The 20,992-nt window shown below is 67.0% G+C and carries 18 protein-coding genes and 1 pseudogene; 12 read left to right on the forward strand and 7 right to left on the reverse strand.

Translation table 11 applies throughout. The features are described 5' to 3' along the window. The first annotated feature begins 115 nt into the window (after positions 1 to 115). Both purM and ACVT6V_RS09685 read left to right on the forward strand, forming a co-directional pair. Complete coding sequence (purM, locus tag ACVT6V_RS09680; protein ID WP_489899592.1) at positions 116 to 1,237, forward strand: phosphoribosylformylglycinamidine cyclo-ligase; 1,122 nt, start codon at positions 116 to 118, stop codon at positions 1,235 to 1,237. Between the two features lie 93 nt (positions 1,238 to 1,330). Next, positions 1,331 to 1,927: a hypothetical protein gene (locus ACVT6V_RS09685; RefSeq protein WP_489899593.1), complete on the forward strand. Its 597-nt coding sequence runs from the start codon at positions 1,331 to 1,333 to the stop codon at positions 1,925 to 1,927. Between the two features lie 211 nt (positions 1,928 to 2,138). Here ACVT6V_RS09685 and ACVT6V_RS09690 read toward each other — a convergent pair whose 3' ends face one another. The 3 genes from ACVT6V_RS09690 to ygfZ form a co-directional block, all read right to left on the reverse strand. Continuing rightward, positions 2,139 to 2,315 carry a DUF3073 domain-containing protein gene (locus tag ACVT6V_RS09690; protein WP_489899594.1) on the reverse strand — a complete coding sequence of 59 codons (177 nt, stop codon included), beginning with the start codon at positions 2,313 to 2,315 and terminating at the stop codon, positions 2,139 to 2,141. 167 nt (positions 2,316 to 2,482) lie between these two features. Next, a complete protein-coding gene (locus tag ACVT6V_RS09695; RefSeq protein WP_489899596.1) occupies positions 2,483 to 3,133 on the reverse strand; it encodes an MOSC domain-containing protein in 651 nt (216 codons plus the stop codon). Positions 3,134 to 3,340: 207 nt separating this feature from the next. Then, on the reverse strand, positions 3,341 to 4,525 hold the full coding sequence (gene ygfZ / locus ACVT6V_RS09700) for a CAF17-like 4Fe-4S cluster assembly/insertion protein YgfZ (protein ID WP_489899597.1): 1,185 nt from the start codon (positions 4,523 to 4,525) through the stop codon (positions 3,341 to 3,343). 229 nt (positions 4,526 to 4,754) lie between these two features. Here ygfZ and ACVT6V_RS09705 point away from each other — a divergent pair, with 229 nt between their 5' ends. The 5 genes from ACVT6V_RS09705 (at position 4,755) to cydC (ending at position 12,019) form a co-directional block, all read left to right on the forward strand. Next, complete coding sequence (locus ACVT6V_RS09705; RefSeq protein WP_489899598.1) at positions 4,755 to 5,621, forward strand: aminodeoxychorismate lyase; 867 nt, start codon at positions 4,755 to 4,757, stop codon at positions 5,619 to 5,621. A 255-nt stretch (positions 5,622 to 5,876) separates the two neighbouring features. Continuing rightward, positions 5,877 to 7,433: a cytochrome ubiquinol oxidase subunit I gene (locus ACVT6V_RS09710; protein WP_489899599.1), complete on the forward strand. Its 1,557-nt coding sequence runs from the start codon at positions 5,877 to 5,879 to the stop codon at positions 7,431 to 7,433. An 11-nt stretch (positions 7,434 to 7,444) separates the two neighbouring features. After that, a complete protein-coding gene (cydB, locus tag ACVT6V_RS09715; RefSeq protein ID WP_489899600.1) occupies positions 7,445 to 8,527 on the forward strand; it encodes a cytochrome d ubiquinol oxidase subunit II in 1,083 nt (360 codons plus the stop codon). Then, on the forward strand, positions 8,524 to 10,266 hold the full coding sequence (gene cydD / locus ACVT6V_RS09720; RefSeq protein WP_489899601.1) for a thiol reductant ABC exporter subunit CydD: 1,743 nt from the start codon (positions 8,524 to 8,526) through the stop codon (positions 10,264 to 10,266). Before cydB ends, cydD begins: the two co-directional genes overlap by 4 nt. 7 nt (positions 10,267 to 10,273) lie before the next feature. Continuing rightward, positions 10,274 to 12,019, forward strand: a complete 1,746-nt coding sequence (gene cydC, locus ACVT6V_RS09725) for a thiol reductant ABC exporter subunit CydC (RefSeq protein WP_489899602.1) — start codon at positions 10,274 to 10,276, stop codon at positions 12,017 to 12,019. 602 nt (positions 12,020 to 12,621) lie between these two features. On the opposite strand, the pseudogene ACVT6V_RS09730 reads toward cydC, so the two are convergent. Further along, a pseudogene (locus ACVT6V_RS09730) lies at positions 12,622 to 12,771 on the reverse strand (ATP-binding protein); the annotation flags it as partial. Positions 12,772 to 12,913: 142 nt separating this feature from the next. Here ACVT6V_RS09730 and ACVT6V_RS09735 point away from each other — a divergent pair. The 4 genes from ACVT6V_RS09735 to ACVT6V_RS09750 all read left to right on the forward strand — a co-directional run bounded on the left by ACVT6V_RS09735 (position 12,914) and on the right by ACVT6V_RS09750 (position 15,936). Next, complete coding sequence (locus ACVT6V_RS09735; protein ID WP_489899603.1) at positions 12,914 to 13,981, forward strand: tyrosine-type recombinase/integrase; 1,068 nt, start codon at positions 12,914 to 12,916, stop codon at positions 13,979 to 13,981. Beyond that, a complete protein-coding gene (locus ACVT6V_RS09740) occupies positions 13,978 to 14,289 on the forward strand; it encodes a helix-turn-helix domain-containing protein (protein ID WP_489895640.1) in 312 nt (103 codons plus the stop codon). Before ACVT6V_RS09735 ends, ACVT6V_RS09740 begins: the two co-directional genes overlap by 4 nt. Positions 14,290 to 14,311: 22 nt before the next feature. Further along, the gene (locus ACVT6V_RS09745; protein ID WP_489899604.1) at positions 14,312 to 15,433 is read left to right on the forward strand and encodes a double zinc ribbon domain-containing protein; all 1,122 of its coding nucleotides are present in this window, start codon (positions 14,312 to 14,314) and stop codon (positions 15,431 to 15,433) included. A gap of 71 nt (positions 15,434 to 15,504) precedes the next feature. Then, entirely contained in the window at positions 15,505 to 15,936 is a 432-nt protein-coding gene (locus ACVT6V_RS09750) for a hypothetical protein (protein WP_489899605.1), read from the forward strand. Here the strand turns inward: ACVT6V_RS09750 and ACVT6V_RS09755 are convergent. Both ACVT6V_RS09755 and istA read right to left on the reverse strand, forming a co-directional pair. Further along, on the reverse strand, positions 15,888 to 16,643 hold the full coding sequence (locus tag ACVT6V_RS09755) for an ATP-binding protein (RefSeq protein ID WP_489899606.1): 756 nt from the start codon (positions 16,641 to 16,643) through the stop codon (positions 15,888 to 15,890). The two genes, ACVT6V_RS09750 and ACVT6V_RS09755, sit on opposite strands and share 49 nt — an antisense overlap. Next, positions 16,640 to 18,166: an IS21 family transposase gene (gene istA / locus ACVT6V_RS09760; protein WP_489899607.1), complete on the reverse strand. Its 1,527-nt coding sequence runs from the start codon at positions 18,164 to 18,166 to the stop codon at positions 16,640 to 16,642. Before istA ends, ACVT6V_RS09755 begins: the two co-directional genes overlap by 4 nt. Before the next feature lie 649 nt (positions 18,167 to 18,815). Here istA and ACVT6V_RS09765 point away from each other — a divergent pair. After that, positions 18,816 to 20,135, forward strand: a complete 1,320-nt coding sequence (locus ACVT6V_RS09765; RefSeq protein ID WP_489899608.1) for a hypothetical protein — start codon at positions 18,816 to 18,818, stop codon at positions 20,133 to 20,135. 32 nt (positions 20,136 to 20,167) lie between these two features. Here ACVT6V_RS09765 and ACVT6V_RS09770 read toward each other — a convergent pair whose 3' ends face one another. After that, a complete protein-coding gene (locus ACVT6V_RS09770) occupies positions 20,168 to 20,761 on the reverse strand; it encodes a heme-binding beta-barrel domain-containing protein (RefSeq protein ID WP_489900768.1) in 594 nt (197 codons plus the stop codon). Between the last annotated feature and the right edge of the window lie 231 nt (positions 20,762 to 20,992).

Consider the following 20,992-nt stretch of genomic DNA (forward strand, 5'->3'; position numbering starts at 1 on the left):
TCGGGACTCGTGCGCGAACGTCAGAACGCGAGTTGCTGACGGCATGCGACGACGGAGCCTCCGATCACCCGGAGATCCGACTACCTGGACTTTTCGACAAGGGGTGCTCAGCTAGATGACCGATCGGGATTCGGCTGCCGACAGTCAGGCCGACCTTCACGAAGGCGCCGACGGCGGTATCTCCTACGCGGCGGCCGGCGTCGACATCGATGCCGGTGAGCGCGCGGTCGAACTCTTTGCCCCACACGCCAAGCGGGCCTCACGCCCCGAGGTGATGGGTGGCCTGGGCGGTTTCTCCGGTCTGTTCGCCCTCAAGGGCAACTACCGCGAGCCGGTGCTCGCCGCGGCCAGCGACGGTGTCGGCACCAAGCTCGCCATCGCGCAGGCGATGAACAAGCACGACACGGTGGGCCGCGATCTGGTCGCGATGTGCGTGGACGATCTCGTCGTCTGCGGGGCCGAGCCGCTCTTTCTGCAGGACTACGTCGCCGTCGGCAAGGTGGTGCCCGAGACCGTCGCCCAGATCGTTGCCGGTATCGCCGACGGCTGCGTCGACGCGGGCTGCGCATTGCTCGGCGGTGAGACCGCCGAACACCCGGGTCTGATGGACGAGGACCACTACGACCTGTCGGCCACCGCCGTCGGTGTGGTGGAGGCCGACCAGTTGCTGTCGCCGGAAAAGGTACGGCCCGGCGACGTGGTGATCGCCATGGGGTCGTCGGGTCTGCATTCCAACGGCTATTCGCTGGCCCGCAAGGTTCTCCTCGAATGGGGTCATATGGACCTGAACGGCCACGTCGAGGAATTCGGTCGTTCCCTCGGCGAGGAACTACTCGAACCGACCCGGATCTACGCCCGCGACTGTCTCGCCCTGGCCGCGGAGACCGACGTACGCACCTTCGCCCACATCACCGGGGGCGGCCTGGCCGAGAATCTCGCGCGGGTGATCCCGGCGGGGCTGGTCGCCGAGATCGAACGTGAGACCTGGACGCCCGCACCTGTCTTCGCGCTGATCGCGCAACGGGGCCGAGTCGCACGCGAAGAGATGGAACGCACCTTCAACATGGGCGTCGGGATGGTGGCCGTCGTCGCCCCGGAGGACACCGAGCGTGCCCAGGCGGTGCTGACCGCCCGCCATGTCGACAACTGGGTGTTGGGCTCGATCAAACGGTCCTCCGAGCCCAAGAGCCACGAACTTCCGCGCGTCGTGCTGTCGGGGGAGCATCCCCGCTTCTGACGGTCCACATCGGGCCTTTTGCCTCTCGCCGACCTGCCGCGGTCGAGGTTCACTGAGTGAGGGAGATCCTCGCCCGGAGAGAGAGGCATCGTCATGGGCGCATCGACAGGCCAGATCGACAGGGTGCAGCACCTTCCTGCGCGCCGAGGACTCGGTGATGTCGCGCGGTGCATCGCGGCGACCATCCGCCTGCTGGGGGCCCGGCGGGTACATCTCCCGGACGACAACGTCGACCGGACCATCCGGTTCGCGGACGGCACGTCTGGCCGCGTCTATCGCGAGACCGTCCTGGACACCGACGATGTCGCCGATCCGGTCACCCTGATCGTCGGTTTCCGGCTGCGCTGGATCGGGTCGAACCGGTTCGCCCACGCGGTGTTCCGCGTCGAGAGCATGCTCAACACACCGCTCTTCGTCGGGTTTCCCGGGTTCGGGTCGAAGCTGTGGATCGCAGACGACGGCCACAACCTGTATCGCGGCATCTACACGTGGGACGGCGAAGAGCTCGCACGCGCGTACGTTCGCGCCTTGTGGTGGCCGCTGGCCCTGGTGAGTGAACGCAGCAGCATCTGCTTCCACGTCGTACCCGGTGCAGGTCGCGATCAGACGTTGTCGGATCTCGATCCCGGCTTCGGCGCCCAGGAATGGTGGCGACCGACTTCTGCAGGGTCCGAGCGCAATCCGGGGTAGGTGTGGGGCATCCTCGACCGAAAGCGCGCCGACGACAGACGGACAGCGCCTTGCGGCGAGGCCACACCGGTCTTCACCGGGGTAGCGCACAACCACACCTGAGCACCCACCGTAGGGCGATGCCCGTGGTCTGGCTCAGGTGTGGTTTGCGTAGATGCGCGCCGATGATCGGCGCGGGAGGAACGAGGGTGTTGCCGACGTCGCTAGGGCGTCAGGCTCGACGCCACTCGTCCTCGTCGGCCCACTCGTCGACCGGATCCCGGCGATCCGGCGAGTCATCCGACCCGGACAGCTCGCGCTGCAAGCTGTCGAAGTCGGTGTTCGGAGTGGAGTACTTCAGCTGACGAGCAACCTTCGTCTGCTTTGCTTTCGCCCGGCCGCGGCCCATATGGGACCCCCTCGCACAATGACGGGGCGGCCAAACACTTGGCGGCCCCGTTCTCTAGTTAGTCAATCTGTCGTGGCACCAGTTTAGCGCGCTCGTTCAGATAATGCGGATCGCCCTGCCGAGCGTGGCGCGACCAGCGGAAAAACATCCCACCGGAGCGCGCCAGGTCACATCCGCGCCAGTTTTCGCGACGCCTCGCGGCGAACCTTCGGCGCCAGGCCGTCGGCGCCCAGCAGCACCGACAAAGCGTTCGCATCCGCGTCCGTACCGGGGAGGAGATGCCGCACCTTCACACCATGCGCGGGGCGGTGTACTACCTGGACCCTATCGCCGGGTGCGACCGTTCCGGGTGTGAGAACGCGCAGGTAGGAGCCGGTATCGGCGCGGTCCATGAACCGTTTGACCCACTGCGGCTCGCCCGCCCACGAGGCGAAGGTGCGGCAGGGCGTGCGTGGAATCGTCGTCTCCACCTGCAGGCCGTCGTCGCCGATCGTCCAGCGTTCGCCGACCACGGCATCGGTGATCGGCATGCCGTCGACGCGGAGGTTCTCGCCGAACCAGCCGAACGGCAGGTCACGGCCGAGTTCGTCCGCCCAGCGCCGTGCCTCGGCTTCGCTGTAGGCGTAAACCGCCTGGTCGATGCCGCCGTGATGCTTGGTGTCGACCACGTGATCGGGCTTCAGTCCCAGTTCACCCACCGCCACGCGGCCCGGTTGAGGACGTTTGTCGATGCCACTGGCGCCGATGTTGTCGAGGATCACATCATCGGTCGCCGCGCAGACGGCCAACACGACGCCGTGACTTGATGAGTTGGTCACCATTCCGCGAAATCCTTCAATCGCTCCCTGAGGAATCTCGCGAGGTATGAGCGCTGCATCACGAAGGGCGGCCCTTCGTGACGCTCGCAAGCTCGCTCCTCAGGGACCGGGTGGTGGGGCTGGCGGGCTTGCTGCTCAGGGACCGCGTGGTGGGGCTGGCGGGCTTGCTGCTCAGGGACCGGGAGGTGTGGCTTGCGAGCTCGCTCCTCACGAACCGGCCACCCCGCCGTGACGGAGCCGCTCGACGGCGGCCCGGCCGGCCTGTACATGGTCTTCGGTGTGGACCGAGTCGGGATCGATACGTGCGCTCACCGGCTCGTCGCCGTCGACGAGCAGATCGATATCCGGCCCCACCGACCGTTTCACCAGCGCCAGCGCAATCGGTCCGAGTTCGAAGTGATCGACCACGGTCCCGACCCGGCCGACCGTGCGGCCGCCGGCGGTCACCGGGTCCCCGGGAGCCGGCCGATGGTCAGTGCTGCCGTCGAGTTGCAACAACACGAGACGACGGGGCGATTTGCCGAGATTGTGCACCCGCGCGACGGTTTCCTGTCCGCGGTAGCACCCCTTGTCGAGGTGGACCGCACCCTGGGCCTCCGGCCCGCCGATCCAGTTCACCTCGTGGGGGATGGTCCGTTCGTCGGTGTCGACACCCAGTCGCGGGCGCAGGGCCGCGACCCGCAGGGCGTCGTAGGCCCAGGTCCCGGCCATCCGCGCGCCCGCCTCGGTCAGCTGGGTCCACCAGGCATCCACCGTGTAGTCGGGCACGACGAGATCGACCACGGGCAGACGTGCACCGTCGCCGATCCCGGGCATGATGCGCCAGAAACCGAGCGGTTCGTCCTCGTGATGCAGTTCGGGGAGGCTGCCGGCCGCGTAGACCGGCGCGTCGGGATCGAGCTCCAACAGCTCGGCGATCCGGCCATGCCGGACGTCGGGTCCGACGAGTGTCAGCACCGTCATGTCAGGGCGCGCGGCCGGCTCGACCTTGGCCCAGAACACCATCTTGGTGAGGAAGTCGAGCAGTGGCTTGCCACGGCCTCCCTCACAGTCGATCCAGGTGATGCCGTCGATGTCGGTCATGACGAAGTGTTCTTCGACACGGCCGTTGGCATCCAGGGACAGGTTCTCGGCGCTGGTGCGGTCGGCCAGCGATGCGACATGCTGGCTGGAGATCGTGTGCAGCCAGGTCAGGCGCTCGGCGCCGGGCAGTTCCATCACTGCACGGTCGGAGCGGTCGATGATCGCGACCGAACGCTCGGCGGTGCGTTGTTCACCGAGCGGGTCGCCGTAATGCCATGCCACGCCGACGAGCTGATCGTCGTCGGCGGCAAGGGGTCCGGGGACGGCGCCCTGAGTGGAATACCTGGTCAGAATGGGCGACGCGGTCACAGGTTGATTCTACGGGTCGGGAGGAGAGTTGCGTTCGCCCACGCCCGGGGCATCGGGTTGTGGTTTGCTCGGCGGGGCTGGGTGTCCGTCGACGGCGGCTACCTGTAGATGCACTGCGGCGGCGGGCTGGAGCTCCGCTGATCTGCCCGGATCTGACGTCGCCACCGTTCGTTGGGCCGACGTCTGTCGGTCCCGGGTGCGCGGGTGTCGCTGCTCTAGCCTGGAAACCATGGCAGCCCAGATCTTGGTGTCCCTCGACGGCACGGTGCACGACCCCGACGTCCCGTTCCTGCACGCCGACGACCTGGCGGCGTTGCGCGGAGACGGGGTGTTCGAAACCCTTCTCATCCGGTCCGGACGAACCCGGAAGATCGCCGCGCACGTCGACCGGCTCGGGCGTAGCGCCGAGATGATGGAACTGCCCGAACCCGATCGTGATGCGTGGCTCGCGGCGATCGCGATCGCCGAGAAACAGTGGACGGCCGACCACCAGGACGCCGAGGCATGGCTGCGTCTGATCTACAGCCGGGGCCGCGAGAGCGCGCCGGATTCCGGTCCGACCGCCTACGTCATGGTCGGCCCCGTCGCCGAGCGCGTCGCCTCCGCGCGCGCTGACGGTGTGTCCGTGGTGACGCTGGAACGCGGGTACTCCACCGATCTCGCCGCCACGGCTCCGTGGCAGCTCCTCGGCGCCAAGACGCTCAGTTACGCGACCAACATGGCGGCCTTGCGGCACGCGGCGGCCAACGGCTACGACGACGTCATCTACCTCAGCAGCGAGGGCTCGGTCCTCGAAGGGCCACGCTCGACCGTTGTTGCGGTCACGGGGAAGACGCTGGTCACGCCGCCGGCCGAGGCGGGCATCCTGCCGGGTACCACCCAGCGGGCCGTGTTCGAGACCGCAGCGGCAGAAGGGTGGACGACCAAGATCGAGCCGATCCGGCGAGCGGATCTGATTGCGGCGGACTCGGTGTGGCTGATCAGCAGCGTTGCGCTGGCCGCCCGGGTGACCTCGCTGAACCGCTATGTCATGCCAGTCGCGTCGGGTCACGACGAATTCGCGGATTTGGTGGACCGCGCCATTTGCGTTGACTGACAATTGGCTCGGCGGACGGCACGCTCCGAGTGCTCCGGTGACTCGGACGCCGACCCCGCCGCCGTCGAGATCCACCCCACAATTACATACCGAGTGCGATGATGACTTTGGTTGGTTGTACCGAACCGTTGATGCAGCGTAGCGTGGTCCACAATCGACTACTACCGTCAGTAGTAGTCGGGGTTCGGCAAGAAGTTCCCCAGATCGGTCCGGCCGTGTATCGCAGCCCGATACACCGACTCTGACAGAGGCGACATGGACGCTCTTGATGTGTCCCGATGGCAATTCGGGATCACCACCGTCTATCACTTCGTGCTGGTGCCGTTGACCATCGGCCTCGCGCCGATGATCGCGGTGATGCAGACGGTCTGGCACGTGACCGGCAACGAGCAATGGCTGCGTGCCACGAAGTTCTTCGGCAAGCTGTTCCTGATCAACTTCGCGCTCGGCGTGGCCACGGGCATCGTCCAGGAGTTCCAGTTCGGCATGAACTGGAGCGAGTACAGCCGATATGTCGCCGACGTCTTCGGTGCCCCACTGGCTCTCGAAGCGCTGGTCGCCTTCTTCCTCGAGTCCACCTTCATCGGTCTGTGGATCTTCGGTTGGGGGCGCCTGCCGCGTCGAGTCCATCTCGCATGCATCTGGCTGGCGGCGATCGGCGTGAACGCGTCGGCGTACTTCATCATCGCGGCGAACTCGTGGATGCAGCACCCGGTCGGCGTCGTCTGGGATGAGGAGCGCGGCAGGCCGAGGATGAACGATGTCGTCGCGGTGCTCACCAACAACACCACGCTCGCGGCCTTCCCCCACGTCATCGCGGGTGCATTCCTCACCGCGGGAACCTGTGTCGCCGCGGTCGGTTGCTGGTGGATGGCCCGGAACATGTGGCGCGCCAAGCAGCTTCGCGAGGCGATCGAGACCGGCGACACGTCGGGCATGCCGAAGACCACGTCGCCCAGCCAGATCGACGCCACACCGGAGGACCTCGAGCGCGACGCCCGCCAATTGTGGCGTCCGGTGACCAGATTCGCGCTGTGGGTCACGCTGGTGTCCGGCGTCGCGCTGTTCATCACGGGTGACATCCAGGCCGAGATCATGTTCAAGCAGCAACCGATGAAGATGGCCTCCGCCGAGTCTCTGTGTGAAACCACCACCGGCGCTCCCTTCTCGGTACTCGCCATCGGGCGGCAGAACAACTGCGACAACATCACCGAGGTCATCGAGATACCGAACATGTTGTCGTTCCTGGCGAACCGTGACATCCACAGCACCGTGCAGGGCGTCAACGAATTGCAGGCGCAGTATCAGGAGCAGTTCGACATGCCGGGGCAGAACTTCGCCCCGAACCTCTTCGTCACCTACTGGGGCTTCCGCGCGATGATCACCTGGGCACTCGGCTCGGCCGTCGTCGCGTTGGGCGGCTTGTGGCTGACCCGTAAGAAGCGGGTGGTCGAGTCCCGACGGTTCGGGTTGCTGGCGTTGTGGATGATCCCGACCCCGTTCCTCGCCAACAGTTCCGGCTGGATCTTCACCGAGATGGGCCGTCAGCCGTGGGTCGTGGTGCCGAACTGGGCCGACGACCTCGATCCGCTGCGCATCCACATGCTGGTCCAGGACGGGGTGTCGAATCACGTCGCGGCGACGGTCTGGGTGACGCTGATCGGTTTCACCCTGCTCTATGGTGCGCTCGGCGTGGTCTGGTTCCTGCTCCAGCGTCGCTACGTCATCGAGGGCCCGGCCACCTACGACGCGATACCACCGGACGAGCCGTCGGACACCGATGAGCCCAAACAACTCTCGTTCGCGTACTGAGGAGGCCTCCGATGGGACTGCCTGAATTCTGGTTTCTGCTCATCGCGGTGCTGTTCGTCGGCTACTTCGTCCTGGAGGGATTCGACTTCGGCGTCGGCATGCTGATGCCGTTCCTCGGCCGCAGCCACACGGGCGGTGACGACACGGTGGCACCGACCGATGAGATCGCCGATCCCGACAAGCGGCGCAGGGCGATCCTGAACACCATCGGGCCGGTCTGGGACGGCAACGAGGTGTGGTTGCTGACCGCGGGCGGAGCGATGTTCGCGGCCTTCGGTGGTTGGTATGCAACGATGTTCACGGCGTTCTATCTGCCGCTGTTCCTGATCCTGGTCGGGCTCATCACCCGCGTCTGTGCGATCGAGTGGCGCGGAAAGATCAACGACCCCAAGTGGCGTAAATGGGCCGACATCGGGATCGGGCTCGGGTCGTGGATCCCGGCGATCCTGTGGGGTGTGGCGTTCGCCAACGTGATCCGCGGGCTACCGATCGATGGCGATGCCCAATACACGGGCGGATTCTTCAATCTGCTCAATCCGTATGCCCTGCTGGGTGGGCTGACCACATTGCTGGTCTTCCTCACGCACGGCGCGGTGTTCCTCGCGCTCAAGACCTCGGGTGTGCTGAAACGCGACGCCATGACGTACGCCGCACGGTTGGCGATCCCGACGCTGGTGGTGGCAGCCGCGTTCCTGCTCTGGACACAGTTCGCCCACGGCAACGGGTGGACATGGATTCCGGTGCTCATCGCCGCGGTCGCCGCTGTGGTGATGGCCCTCGCCACGCAGATGCAGCGCGAGGGCATCGCGTTCGCCGCGACATCGGTCGCCATCGCGGGCACGGTGGCGACCCTGTTCTCGGTGCTGTACCCGAATGTGCTTCCGTCGACGACGGATCCGGCGTACACCTTGACCATCGACAACACTTCGTCGAGCCACTACACGCTGACCATCATGACGTGGGCGGCGCTCATCATCACGCCTGTGGTGATCGGGTACCAGGCGTGGAGCTACTGGGTGTTCCGGAAGCGGATCTCGGTCGAGCAGATCCCCGAACCGAGCGGGCTGCCGTCGCTGCGCGCGTCGGCGGAATGACCCAGGTCCGGCCCGAGGACTCCGTCGGCGTCACCGACGCGGCGCCGGGACGTGAGGCAGCGTCGTCCCGGACCGGACCGATCGATCCCCGGCTGCTCCGCTATTCGTCGGTCGCTCGCGGCTATGTGCTTGCCACCGCGGCGTTCTCGTTCGCGATGCTCGTCGCCGTGCTGATCACGGCGGCGATGGTGGCGTCGATCGCGTCCGAGCTCATCGTCGATCCCGCCACCCGCACGGTCGCAGCGCAGCAGACACATCTGGTCGTACTCGCCTGCGCGGTGGCGATGCGGGTGGTGTTCACCTACCTGCACGACCGCTATGCGCATCGGGCGTCGGCACGCGTGATCGCGCAGCTGCGGGCCCGCGCACTCGATGCGCTGACCGATTCCGCGCGTACATCGCCGCGCGAACTGTCGGCACGTCGGGACCACGCGGCGACGGTCCTGCTGCGCGGGCTCGACAGTCTCGGTCCGTATCTGTCGGGTTACCTTCCGGCGCTGATCGTCTCGATCACCGTCACGCCGACGGTCGTTGTCGTCATCGCACTGACCGACTGGCCGTCGGCGCTGATCATTCTGATCACCCTTCCGCTGATACCGCTGTTCATGGTGCTGATCGGACTCATGACCCGCGAGCGCACCGCACGCAAGCTGGCGGCGATGAGCAGGTTGAGCGCCCAACTGCTCGACCTCATCGCCGGGCTCCCCACCCTCCGCGCGCTGAACCGATCCCGAGGTGCTGCAACCCAGGTCGCGTCGCTGTCCCGCGCGCACACCCGCAGCACGATGTCGGCGCTGCGGGTGGCGTTCCTCTCGGGTGCGGTCCTCGAACTGCTCGCGACGCTCTGTGTGGCGTTGGTGGCGGTCGGGATCGGGCTGCGTCTGGTCTACGGCGACATGAGCCTCTATGCGGGCGTCCTCGCTCTGGTCCTCGCGCCCGAGGCGTATCACCCGCTGCGGCAGGTGGGTGCACAGTTCCACAACTCCGCCGACGGCGTGGCCGCCGCCCGGGAGGTCGCCGATCTCATCGACGCCGGTGAGGATCATCCCGCGGCCCCGACCGGCCATCGCACGTGTTCGATCGCCGGAGCGACGATCGCCCTCACCGACCTGGGCGTGCACGGCCGCGACGGCTGGGCACCCCGACGGTTGGACGGCGAGATCGCCGCCGGTGCATTGACGGTGGTCACCGGTCCCAACGGCACGGGGAAGTCGACGACTCTGCTGGCCATGATGGGCCTGATCCGGCCCGACACCGGCTCCGTCCGGATCGGCACGATCCCGGTGCTCGAGCTGGAACCCGAGGCGCTGCACGCGCAGATCGCCTGGCTGCCGCAGCAACCGGTCGTCGTGCCGGGCACGGTCGCCGAGAATCTCGATCTGTTCGGCCGTCTCGACGACGTCACGCTGGAGCAGGCATCGTCCGCGGCAGGATTCGACGAGGTGCTGAACTCGCTACCGCAGGGGGTGCACACGGTGGTCGGTGCCGGTGGCGTCGGACTCTCGGCCGGGCAGCGTCAACGTCTGGCCCTCACCCGAATGCTCGCTTCGGATGCGCCGCTGATGCTCCTCGACGAACCCACCGCGCATCTGGATCAACAGTCCGCGGTGGCGGTGCTCGACATGCTCGCGACGCGTGCACGGGCCGGGGCCACCGTGGTGGTGGTGGCCCACCATCCGATCGCACGGTCGTTCGCCGACCACATCATCGACCTCGACGGGGTGAACCGTGCACACTGAGCCGCGGGTGTCCGCCCCGGTCGCGAGCGTCGATCCACTGCGTCGCGCATTCGTGTTTCTCGGACTGCACCGTCGTCCATTGGTGATCTCCGTGCTCCTCGGCGTCGGTGGCTCGCTGTCGGCACTCGGCCTGGCGGCGCTGTCGGCGTGGCTGATCACCCGCGCGTGGCAGATGCCACCGGTGCTCTTTCTCTCGGTGGCGATCACCGCGGTGCGGGCCCTCGGCATCTCCCGGGGCGTGTTCCGGTACCTGGAGCGCCTGGCCACCCACGACCTCGCGCTCGGCGCCATGGCCACCGCACGCGAACGCGTGTACCGCACGCTGGCGGCCGGCGCGCCGGCCTACTCGGTGACCCTGCGTCGCGGCGACCTCCTCGGCCGGACCGGCGATGACATCGACGAGATCGGCAACGCCCTGATCCGCGGCGTGATCCCGATCGCGGTGGGAGCGGTGACCAGTGTGGCGGCGGTGTTGATCATGGCCATCGTGTCCGTCTGGGCGGCCGCGGTGCTCGCCGTCGCACTCGTCGTCAGCGGAGTCGTGGCGCCGTGGCTGGCCGCCCGCGGGTCGGCCCGGTCGATCACCGACGCGGCGTCATCGGCCGCCGAGGCGTCCGAGGCCACGGTGGCGGCCCTCTGGCACGCGCCCGAACTCACCGTGGCGCGACGTCGCGAGCGTGTCCTCGCCGTGGCGGCGGACGCCGACGCGGCGGCACTGGCTGCCTCGGACCGCGGGTTGCGTCACGAAGCCGCCGCGAGCGCCGCCACCCCGCTGTCGATGGGGGTGTCGTTGCTGGCCGCATGCATCATCGGCATCCACCTGGCGTCCGCTGTTCCCGGGTCGATCGCCGCAGTCGCGTCCGGCGACGGTCTGACACCGATGATCCTCGGGGTGTTGATCCTGCTGCCGCTGTCCGCGTTCGAATCCACCGGACCGCTCACGGAGGCGGGCATCCAGCTCGAGCGGAGTCGACAATGCGCCGCGCGGGTGATGGCGCTGGTCGACGAAGCAGGTACACCCGCGGTGGACCGGGAAGGCGGCGACGTCGGCGACCGGGTCATCCACCCCGGACCGGTCGGACTGTCGGCCGACGGTCTGCGCTGGGGATGGCCGTCGGGCCCGGAACTCGGTCCCGCGGGCGGGCTCGATCTCCGACTGCCGCCAGGCGCCCGGATGGTGGTGATCGGACCCAGCGGCTCGGGGAAGTCGACGTTGGCACTGACGCTGACCGGTCTGCTCGCGCCGCGCGCCGGCTCCATCGACTGCCGCGACAGCGTCGGTGAGCCGGTCGATCCACGCGCGGCCACCTGCTATTTCGCGGAGGAAGGTCACATCTTCTCGACAACGGTCCGGCAGAACCTCTTGGTGGCCCGTGGCGATGCCACCGACGACGACGTGATCGCGGCGCTCGACGCGGTCGGCCTGGGTCAGTGGCTGCGCTCGCTGCCGGACGGTATCGACACCGATCTCACAGCCGGTCCGGACGCCGTCAGCGGCGGTCAGCGCCGCCGCATCCTTCTGGCCCGCGCGCTGCTGCATCCGGCGCCGGTGGTGGTGCTCGACGAACCGACCGAACACCTCGACGCCGCCGATGGCGCCGCCTTGCTGCGCCGCATCATCGCATCCGGCCCAGGCCTCTTCGGCGAACAAAGAACCGTTGTCATCGTGACGCATCACATTGCGGCACAAGATGTTCTGGCCGTGAATTCGGACTGTTCGGTGGTCGAGACGGCGGCCGCGCAGACAGCCTGAAAAAAGCGTTGCGACCGCTGCGGGGGCGGGCGTATCTTCGGCTGTACACGAGGAAGGAGGTGGTTCGAAGTTGTATGACTATTGGACACGTGAGGTGACCATCCGCTGACGCGGACCGTGGCTTCACTGCCACGGCGTGCGCGGCGGGTCCCACCCGCGACGATGCACCGTCCGTGCCGGCGAATCCCAGATGGTCACCCGGCCCCCGTACCCCGATCCTGTCTGATCGGCCCAGACCCGTTCGCGGGTGGTACGGGGGCCGCTTGCGTCTCGAGTACCTGCGCCTCGCCGACGGAACCCCGGTTTTGCGCCGACGGAACCCGTTTTTGCGCCGAGGGAACCCGGTTTTGCATCGACAGAACCCGGTTTTGCATCGACAGAACCCGTTTTCGCGCCGACGGAACCCGAGTTGGCGCCGACGGAACCCGGTTTTGCGCCGAGGGAACCCGTTTTTGCATCGACAGAACCCGTTGTCGCGTCGACGGATGTCAAGGGACATCGGGAAGTGCCCATAGGTGGACATGGAAACTGCCCGTAGGCGGTCATGAAGGGGTGCCCGGTGGCGGACATGAATCTGCCCACAGATCCGCCACCGGGGATGGTCAGTTCAGGGCGGTGACCCCCTTCCCGGCGAGTGCTTGGGCCAGGCGCACGGAGTCGCCGCTGGTCTGGCACAAGTGGGCATGGTGCAGCAGCCGGTCCACTGTTGCGGTGGCCAGTGTTTTGGGCATCAGCTCGTCGAAACCATATGGGGCTGGCACTTGTTCGTCTCGGGGGAAATGTGCTGCTAGCTGGGCTTTAGGGCGCTCTGCGTGTCCTCCCTGTTTTCAAGGTGGGATCGAGATATGTTAGGTGCTACCTGAACCAGTTAAGTGGGAAGAAGGTGTGCCGGCGATGGAGGGTCTGCGGGTGATTTCCGGTGGCGCCGTCCCGGTCGAGCCGGTCGTGGCCGATCCTGCTGTGTTTCAACAACAATGCGTGGATGCGTTTGTGGCGTCGTGGCGGGCGCGGGGGTTCAGTCCGGTGACGATCGACAATGATGTCGGGTTGTTGGAGCGGACGTTGTCGGCGTTGGGGTGTCCGGCGTGGGAGGTCACCAGCGAGGACGTCGATCGTGTGGTTGGGGAGTTGGCGGTGGCGGGTCTCTCGGCGGCGACGCGGCGTGAGTACGTGCAGATCTTCAAGGGGTTCCATCGGTTCTTGCAGACCCGGAAGGCGGCCGAGATCGAGGCGGCGTTCGGGGTGCGGTTGGTGTGTCCGATCGACGAGTTCAACGCGTCGCGGCATGTGGGGGACGATTCGCCGGCGGTCGCGCCGCCGCCGAGTCCGGAACGGGTGGGTGAGTTCTTCGAGTTCTTGAAGTCCAGGATCGCCACGGCCCGCAAGTATGTGCCGGCGGCGCGGGACTACGCGATGTTCCGGACGCTGTATCACGCGGGTCTACGGTCGGAGGAGGCGTCGTTACTGGAGGTCGCCGATGTCCATTTCGGGCGGGGACCGTTCGGCAAGCTGCATGTGCGGTTCGGGAAGGGGGCGCATATGTCGGGTCCGCGGCCGCGGTGGGTACCGATGCTCGATGGGTTGGACGTGTTGTTGGGCTGGTTTCTGGCCGAGGTGCGGCCCAAGTTTCCCGACTCGGTGGTGCTGTTCGCTGACGAGTCGGGTGGTGCGTTGCATCGTGGCACGATCCGCAACCGGCTGCGGTATCTGATGGAGTTGGAGGGTCGGCCGGCGGTGGAACGGTTCAGCCCGCACGCGCTGCGCCGGGCGTGCGCCACGCACAATTACGAGCGTGGCGTGGATTTGGTTGCAATACAACAGCTTCTGGGTCACTGGACGGTCGGCTCGACGATGCGGTATGTGCGTCCGTCGGCGACGTTCATCGAGGACGCCTACCGGCGTGCGGTCACCTCGACGTTGGCCGAGCTCGGCGCGGAGGACGCGGAGGACGCAACGGTATGAGGATCCGGTGGCGGTTGCGGATGGCGGCGGCCCAGCGTGAGGTGTGGACCGCGACCGAGTTGCGGCGGTTGCTTGCGGAGCGAGCGGGGATGCAGATGTCGGCGGCGTCGGTGTCGGCGCTGTTCACCAAGGAACCCAGCCAGGTCAAGTTGTCGACGCTGATCGCGCTGTGCACCGCACTGCAGTGCACCCCCGATGACCTGTTCGAGATCGACACCGCGCCGGTCGAGCAGCCCGCTGAGGCGGCCCGACCGGTCAGCTCCGAGCCGGCGGCCACCGTGCGGGGCCGGTCGATGCCGCCGATGTGAGCACACGACCTGGAGCGCGGGAATGGGTAAGCGGCAACGTGATTGCGTCGAGTGTGGCGCCCCGGTCGGATACCGCGACCGCGAGCACTGCTGCCGCTGTATCCGCCGGATACGCGCGCAGCAGGCGAAGGAGCGATGCCCGGGCTGCGCCCGTGACCGGGTGCTGTTCGCGGCGACCGGCCGCTGCGCGGTGTGCTCGCGCCGCTGCGCTGCCTGCGGCAACCCGACCCGATTTCGTGACGAGCCGTTGTGTCGAGGGTGCCGCAGACGCGCCGAGCGCGCCGCCGCGAAGTCGCTGTGCCCGCGTTGCGGCAAGCCCGGCTATCTGCGGGATTCGACCGGGTGGTGCGGGCTGTGCTCACGTCCGGGCCCGGCCAAGGACCCGCCCCGGATCTGTGTGTCCTGCGGCCAGCTCCGTCGCCACGTCGGACATGGCCTGTGTTCTCGTTGCTGGCAGCGCAACCCGGACCGGCCGTTCGTGCGGGGCGAGACCCTCGCCGCCCGGCTCGCCGAGCCGCCGGACTGGCTCGAGGACTTCGTCGCGTATCTGGCCGCCCGGCATTGCCCGGCTCGCGCAAGCGGACTGATCACCACGCTGGCTCGGCTACTCGACGACGACCACCCCAACCATCCGCAGCGTGTGCTCGAGCGGGCCCGCCGGCCCGGCCGGTCGATGGGAACGCTGGCCCGCGCGCTGGAGACGTTCTTCACTGACCGCGGCCTGGCGATGGCCACCGACCAGCCCGAGCGACTCGCCGCCGACCGCCGGCAGAAACGGATCGATGCCGTACCACCCGGGATGCGTTGTGCAGCTGCAGATTTTGCCGAGTCGATGCTCCGTGCCCGCGAACGTGCGCGGCGGGCACATACCCGGCCCCGCGCCGACCGCACCATCGAGACGGCGTTGGCGATCGTCCGAGATCTCGCGGTCTTCCTCGATTCCCAACGCGGCAAACAGGATTGGGCTCTCGTCGAGGTTGCCGACATCGAAGCGTTTCTCGCCGCCTCACCGAACAACCAAGCACGCCGGCTGACGGTTCTACGCCAATTCTTCCGCTTCGCCCACACCAGCCACGTGCTACTCATCGACCCCACCAGCGGCCTATCCGCGAAACGCTACCGAGCGTTTCGCGGCCCACCCTGACGATCGACCACCAGCGGGACCTGTTTCGGCGCTGGAGCACCGATACCGACACCCACCCCCATGAGGCCCTGATGGGGCTACTGGCCCTGTTGCACGGCGCATCCAACCGCGAAGTACGCACACTGCAGATCGATCACATCGACGACGGTGCTCGATCGATCCGGCTCGGGCAGCGACCACACCCGGTACCACTGGACCCGGTCAGCTGGGCCGCTCTGCAACGCTGCCTGGCCCACCGCGACCGACTGCACACCGACAACCCGCACTTGCTCGTCACCCGCGGCACCAAGGCCGACCGACGACCCGCCTCCGAGGCCTACCTGACCCATTTGCTCGACCCGTGCGACGTGTCGCCCAAGCTGCTGCGCACCACCCGCCTGGCCGATCTGGTCAACACCCTCGACCCGAAACTCGTCGCCGCGGCCTTCGGCATGCGACCCGAAGGCGCGCTGATCTACCTCAACGACCACGTCGACCCAGACCGACTACCGCAGCACACCTGACGATCCACACCCGAACCCGTGCAGTTTCGGTGCCAGTGCGCACACGTTCGCGCGAACAAGTGCGCTTTCGACGGGTGCAGGTTGGAGGACACCGCCACGGATTTACGTTCGTAGGCGGCTTCTACGACCCGATACAGGCCCTCGGCAGCATCGCTACCCACGGGGAGCAGGCCAACGTCATCAATTACGACGAGCTCGGCACGCACGATCTTGGCGATGGCCTTGCCCAGGGTGTCGTCGGCGCGGTGCGCGCGCACCAGGGTGCCGAGTTGCTCGAGGCTGAACCAGGCCACGGGCATGCCGGCTTCGATCACTTTCTGCCCGAGCGCTTCGAGGAAGAATGTTTTGCCGGTGCCGGCGGGCCCGCAGACGACGAGGTTCTCCCGTCGCTGGACCCATTCGAGGGTTTGCAGGGCGTGCTGGGTGGGTACCGGGATCGATGAGGCGGTCTCGTCCCACACGTCGAAGGTCTTGCCGGTGGGGAAGTTCGCCGATTTGCGCCGTGAGGCGAGCATGGAGCGGGCCCGGCCGGCCGATTCCTCGGCGAGCAATGCTTTGACGACTTCGGCGGGGTCCCAGCGCTGAGAGCGGGCGGTGGCGAGCACATCGCCGGCGATGGCGCGGGCGTGCGGGAGCCGCAGTTGCCGCATCAATGCCTCGACCTCCGGGGGCAGCACGGTGTGGGGTGCGGTTGTGGCGGCGGTCATCGTGTTTCCTCCTCGGTGGCCTCATTCTCATCGATAGTGTTGGTGCCCAACATGTTCCATCCCTTCGTTCCCTGGGCCAGGGACGTGGTTTCTGAGGCGTGATGCCGCGTCTGGTCGAGCCCTTTGGCGGCGAGGACCGAGTCGAGGTCACCGGTGGCGAAGCGGCCATGCACCGCGGCATTGCCCAGTGCCCAGTCCACATCTGCCGCCCCGTGCAGCGCGGCCAGGGAGACGGCGTGGCGCATCTTCTCCCGCATCCGTTCGGTACCGACGGAGGCGGCTTCTTTCAGCCACAACCCGGCGCCCTCGCCGATCGCCAGGAATGCCTGTTCTTCGGCGGTGCGGGCCCGAATCCGATAGTCGCCTGGTGTTTTCGGCTGATGTCCGGGGAAATGTGCGTCGTCGATCGCGGGGGTCCCGCGAGTGGCGCGGGCATGCCGGGCGACCTCGACCGGGCCGCCGGCATCGAGAGCACACACGATCACCTCGTCGGTGGTCGGATGATGACGCACCCACACCGATTGACCCAACAGTGTTGCCGGAACAGAGTATTGGCAATGTTCGAAGGCGATTATCGGCGTGTTCTTGGGAACCTGACGGGTCACCCCCAACCCGGCGGTATGCGGCAGTTGCGGAATCGGATGCAACCGCATCCGTTCGGCGGCGAGCATCTCCACCGGCCGCCGACCGGTGGTGCGGTGCTCGCGGTCGTTGACCTCGACCATGAACTGCTCACACGCCGCCACGACCTGGGCGAACGAGTCGTAGGCCTCGAGCAGATTGGTGTCGGTCGGCACGATATCGGCCTTGGCCAGCTTGACCGCGTTTTCCACCCCGCCCTTGGTCGCCGGGTCCGCCGGCTCGCAGGTGAGCACGGTGGTGCCGTAGTAGCGGCTGAACGACACCGCGTCGCGGTTGCGGACCGGGACCCCGGCGATATGGCCGGTGGTGACGGTCTTCTCGTTGTCGGTCAACACATAGGTCGGTGCGCCACCGATGATGCGGAACGCCCGGTCCAGGCCGGCGAACACACTCGGCGCGGTGCGGTCTCGCAGCGCGATGACCACCCGGTAGCGGCACCACGCCAGCCACGCCACCAACAACACGACCTTGCGGCCATCAACAACCGGCCCGTCACCGAAGTCGTACTGCAGCCACAACCCGGGTTCGGTGAACCACGGACGGTGTACCCGCGTATTACCCAGTCGCCATGAAGCTTTCACTTCTGCCACCGCACGACGTGTGGTACGTTCAGTGCCGCTATAGCCCAGAGTGACAAGCTTTTCGTGCGCCTTGTCGGCGCGGATCTTTCCGTTCGTGTCCTGCACCCACCCCTCGATATGCGGCAGGAAATCGTCGATCAACCGGGCGCGACGCACCGCCGGCGCCAGCCCAGCAGCACGATCGTCCACCGCCCGCTTGACCGTGTGATGGCTGCACCCGCACAACTGCGCAGCAGCCCGATACGACCCCGTCAGGTCGTAGGCATTGAGTATGTCCATGAGTTCTCCGTCAGACTTCAAGAAGGGTCTCTCCCGTGCGTGAGTTCGATACGACTAGGCATCGCCATCGAAACCACGGGAGAGGCCCGCACAGCGCAGACGCGCCGTCGGATGAGACAGGTGCAGGCAAAATCGTGTCCGCCAACGGGCAGTTTCGTGACCGCCAGTGGGCAGTCCTTATTGGCCGTCAGCGGGCACTTTCGTGACCGCCCATGGGCAGTTTTTCATGTCCGCTGACAGACGGAATCCAGAAGCGGGACCGGAAGCGACTATGCGGACCGGTCCGGCCTGCAGCGGCCAGCCTCCGGCGCATCGTCAGGGCTTCGGTCGGTGACAAGGGGACCTGTCCAGATGCGCCGATAGGGTTCTGTCGGCGAGATCTGGGGTTCTGTCGGCGGGGTTTTGGGTTCCGTCGGCGTGATGTGGGGTTCTGTCGGCGCTCGGCGCAGTCGGGACGGGCACTGCGCCCATATGTCGGTCGACCCGACCCGATGTAACGCACGTCACAGGGGCTGCGATCGGTAATTCAAGTAGTTGACTACTCGTGCCCCTCACGTGCACGTGGCGTGAACTGTTCACAGGCGTCGATCGGAGTTGATCACCGACCCAATCCGCGCCGGGCCGGGACGCGAATCACACATGGACGAAGAACTCGCCAAGGGAGACCGACATGACCACGACGCACGCACACGTGGTGCCAGACCTGGACGGACCGATCACCGGCCGGCTGACGGAACTGCAGGAGGGTGACCTGCACGTCGATGAGGATGTGCGCACCCGTTTCCTGACTCCCGACGACGCCGACTGGACCAACGACGGCGCTGCCACCTGGATCTCCGGACATGTCTCCGGGCTCACCTATTCGCGGCCCGCGGGCGCCGACCACCTCGTGTTGCACAACCAGGGCGTCGCCGACCTCGGGGTGCTGTCCACCCCGCAGCTCTCCGCCACCGACGACACCGTGTTCAGTCACCTGCCGGCCGGAGCATCGGTTGCGTTGCCCATCGCCGGGTTCCACATCGTGCAGACCGAACGGCTCGGAGGCCGGCCGGTGCTCGTGGGCCAGATCGTCGAGGGCCTCGACCCGCAGAGCGACGAACCACAGTTCATCCTCGACGGTCCGTGCCCCGGCGAGGTGCACTGGTCCGACCGTGATCCCGACGGGCGGTACTGGAAGCCCGGCGACGTGGACTTCGGTACCTCGAGAACCCCGTCGTTCGTCTTCGCCGACCCGCTGTCGCGCGGCGTGTACTACACGCGGATCGACGGCGAAGTGGCCATCCACAATAGCGGCGATGCCGAGGTGGCGGTGCTGACCGTGGGTACCGACGGCCCGCTCGACCTGGTCGTCGCCTCACCCGGAGAATCGGTGCCGGTGCCGCCGGGGGATCAGGTCTGCTACGTGCAGGCGTCCCGAACCGATTCCTGCCCAACGCTTCTGGGGGTGATGTGGTTCTCCGCCGGGGAACTGATGCCCAGCGACCTGCCGATCCCGACGCGGCGCGATCACCTCGATCACCACTATCTGACCCCGTGGAGTGCCGACTGGGACAGCGGCTATCCCGATCAGGTACACCTCGATGCGGAGGCTTCGGGCGTCACCTATCAGTATCGGAACAGTGCGGAGACCATGACCATCCGGAACACCGGCGACGAATCGATCGCGGTGATCTACAACCGCGATCAGGAGCGGGCGGTCGCCGAGATCGCACCGCGCAGCCGGAGGACCTTCCCGGTCCGCGCCGACGCCGACACCGGACAGGTGTTCTCCGTCGTCGGCGAGCGGGTGGACAGCCACCCCGGCCGCCCCGCAGGGCTGTCGTCGTCCGGCGCCCTGATCCCCGGGTCGCCCGGAAGGCCTGGTACCGCAACCAATTACGGATCGGTCGTGATCATGCTCGGTGCGGTGGTCTACAGCGCCATCCCCAAGAAGAACCTGTATCTGGCGTGGTCGGATCGCCGACGCTGGCTGCGACGCGCTGACCACTGACCGGCCGCGACATCGCGACCGGGCGCGGTACGTCAGCCGGCGTAGCGACGCAGCTTGGCCGACAGACGGGGGATGAGGTCGCCGTCGGCGTCGACGCGTTCCTCGACGTAGGCGAGGTCGCCGTCCTCGACCAGACCGTACAGCCGCTTGGCCCCGCCGGTGCGTTTCCCGGAGTCGGATTTGATCACGACGTCGGTGGCCAGTTCCCACGACGTCTGGGTCAGTGGCTGACCGTAGAACAGCTCGACGGAACCTTCGGCGTGGGCGAGGAGCAGCTCGATGGAGTCGTCGGGGCCGATGCGCCAGTAGCCGGTCTCGCGGAGATCAGGCCGAACGAAACGCGCATCCTCGTCGATCACCCATGAACGGGCCTGCCAGTTGAGGAAGTTCTGCCCGTCGTGGCTGACGATGATCTGTTGAGCGAAGTGATAGTCCTCGCCGGTCTCCGGGTCGTTGGCCTCGCCCTCGCCCTGCCAGACCCCGACCATGGGCAGCAGGGCCAGCAGGCCCGAATGCAGATCGGCGCCGTGGCGCAGATTGGCCGTGTCGTGCGGGAGGGGGAGTTCGCCCCACTGCGGGAGGTTGCGTTCCGCGGTCTCCTTGGCACGCTCGGCCGCCAGGTTGATCGCTTCGTCGCCAGACCTGCGTCCGACCGGACGAGAATCGCCCGAATCGGCACCGCCCGACTCGGTGTTGTCCGCGTCGGCGGAACTCACGACTCGTCGGTGATCAGACGGTAGAGGACGTAGACACCGAACCAGGCGATCAGAATCGATGCCAGAATCAGCAGAATCTCGAAGAAAAGGACCACGCGCCGAGTCTAGCGCCTGGCCGCATCGTCATCGACCCGAGGTCCC

Source organism: Gordonia sp. LMA167 (assembly GCF_058130025.1).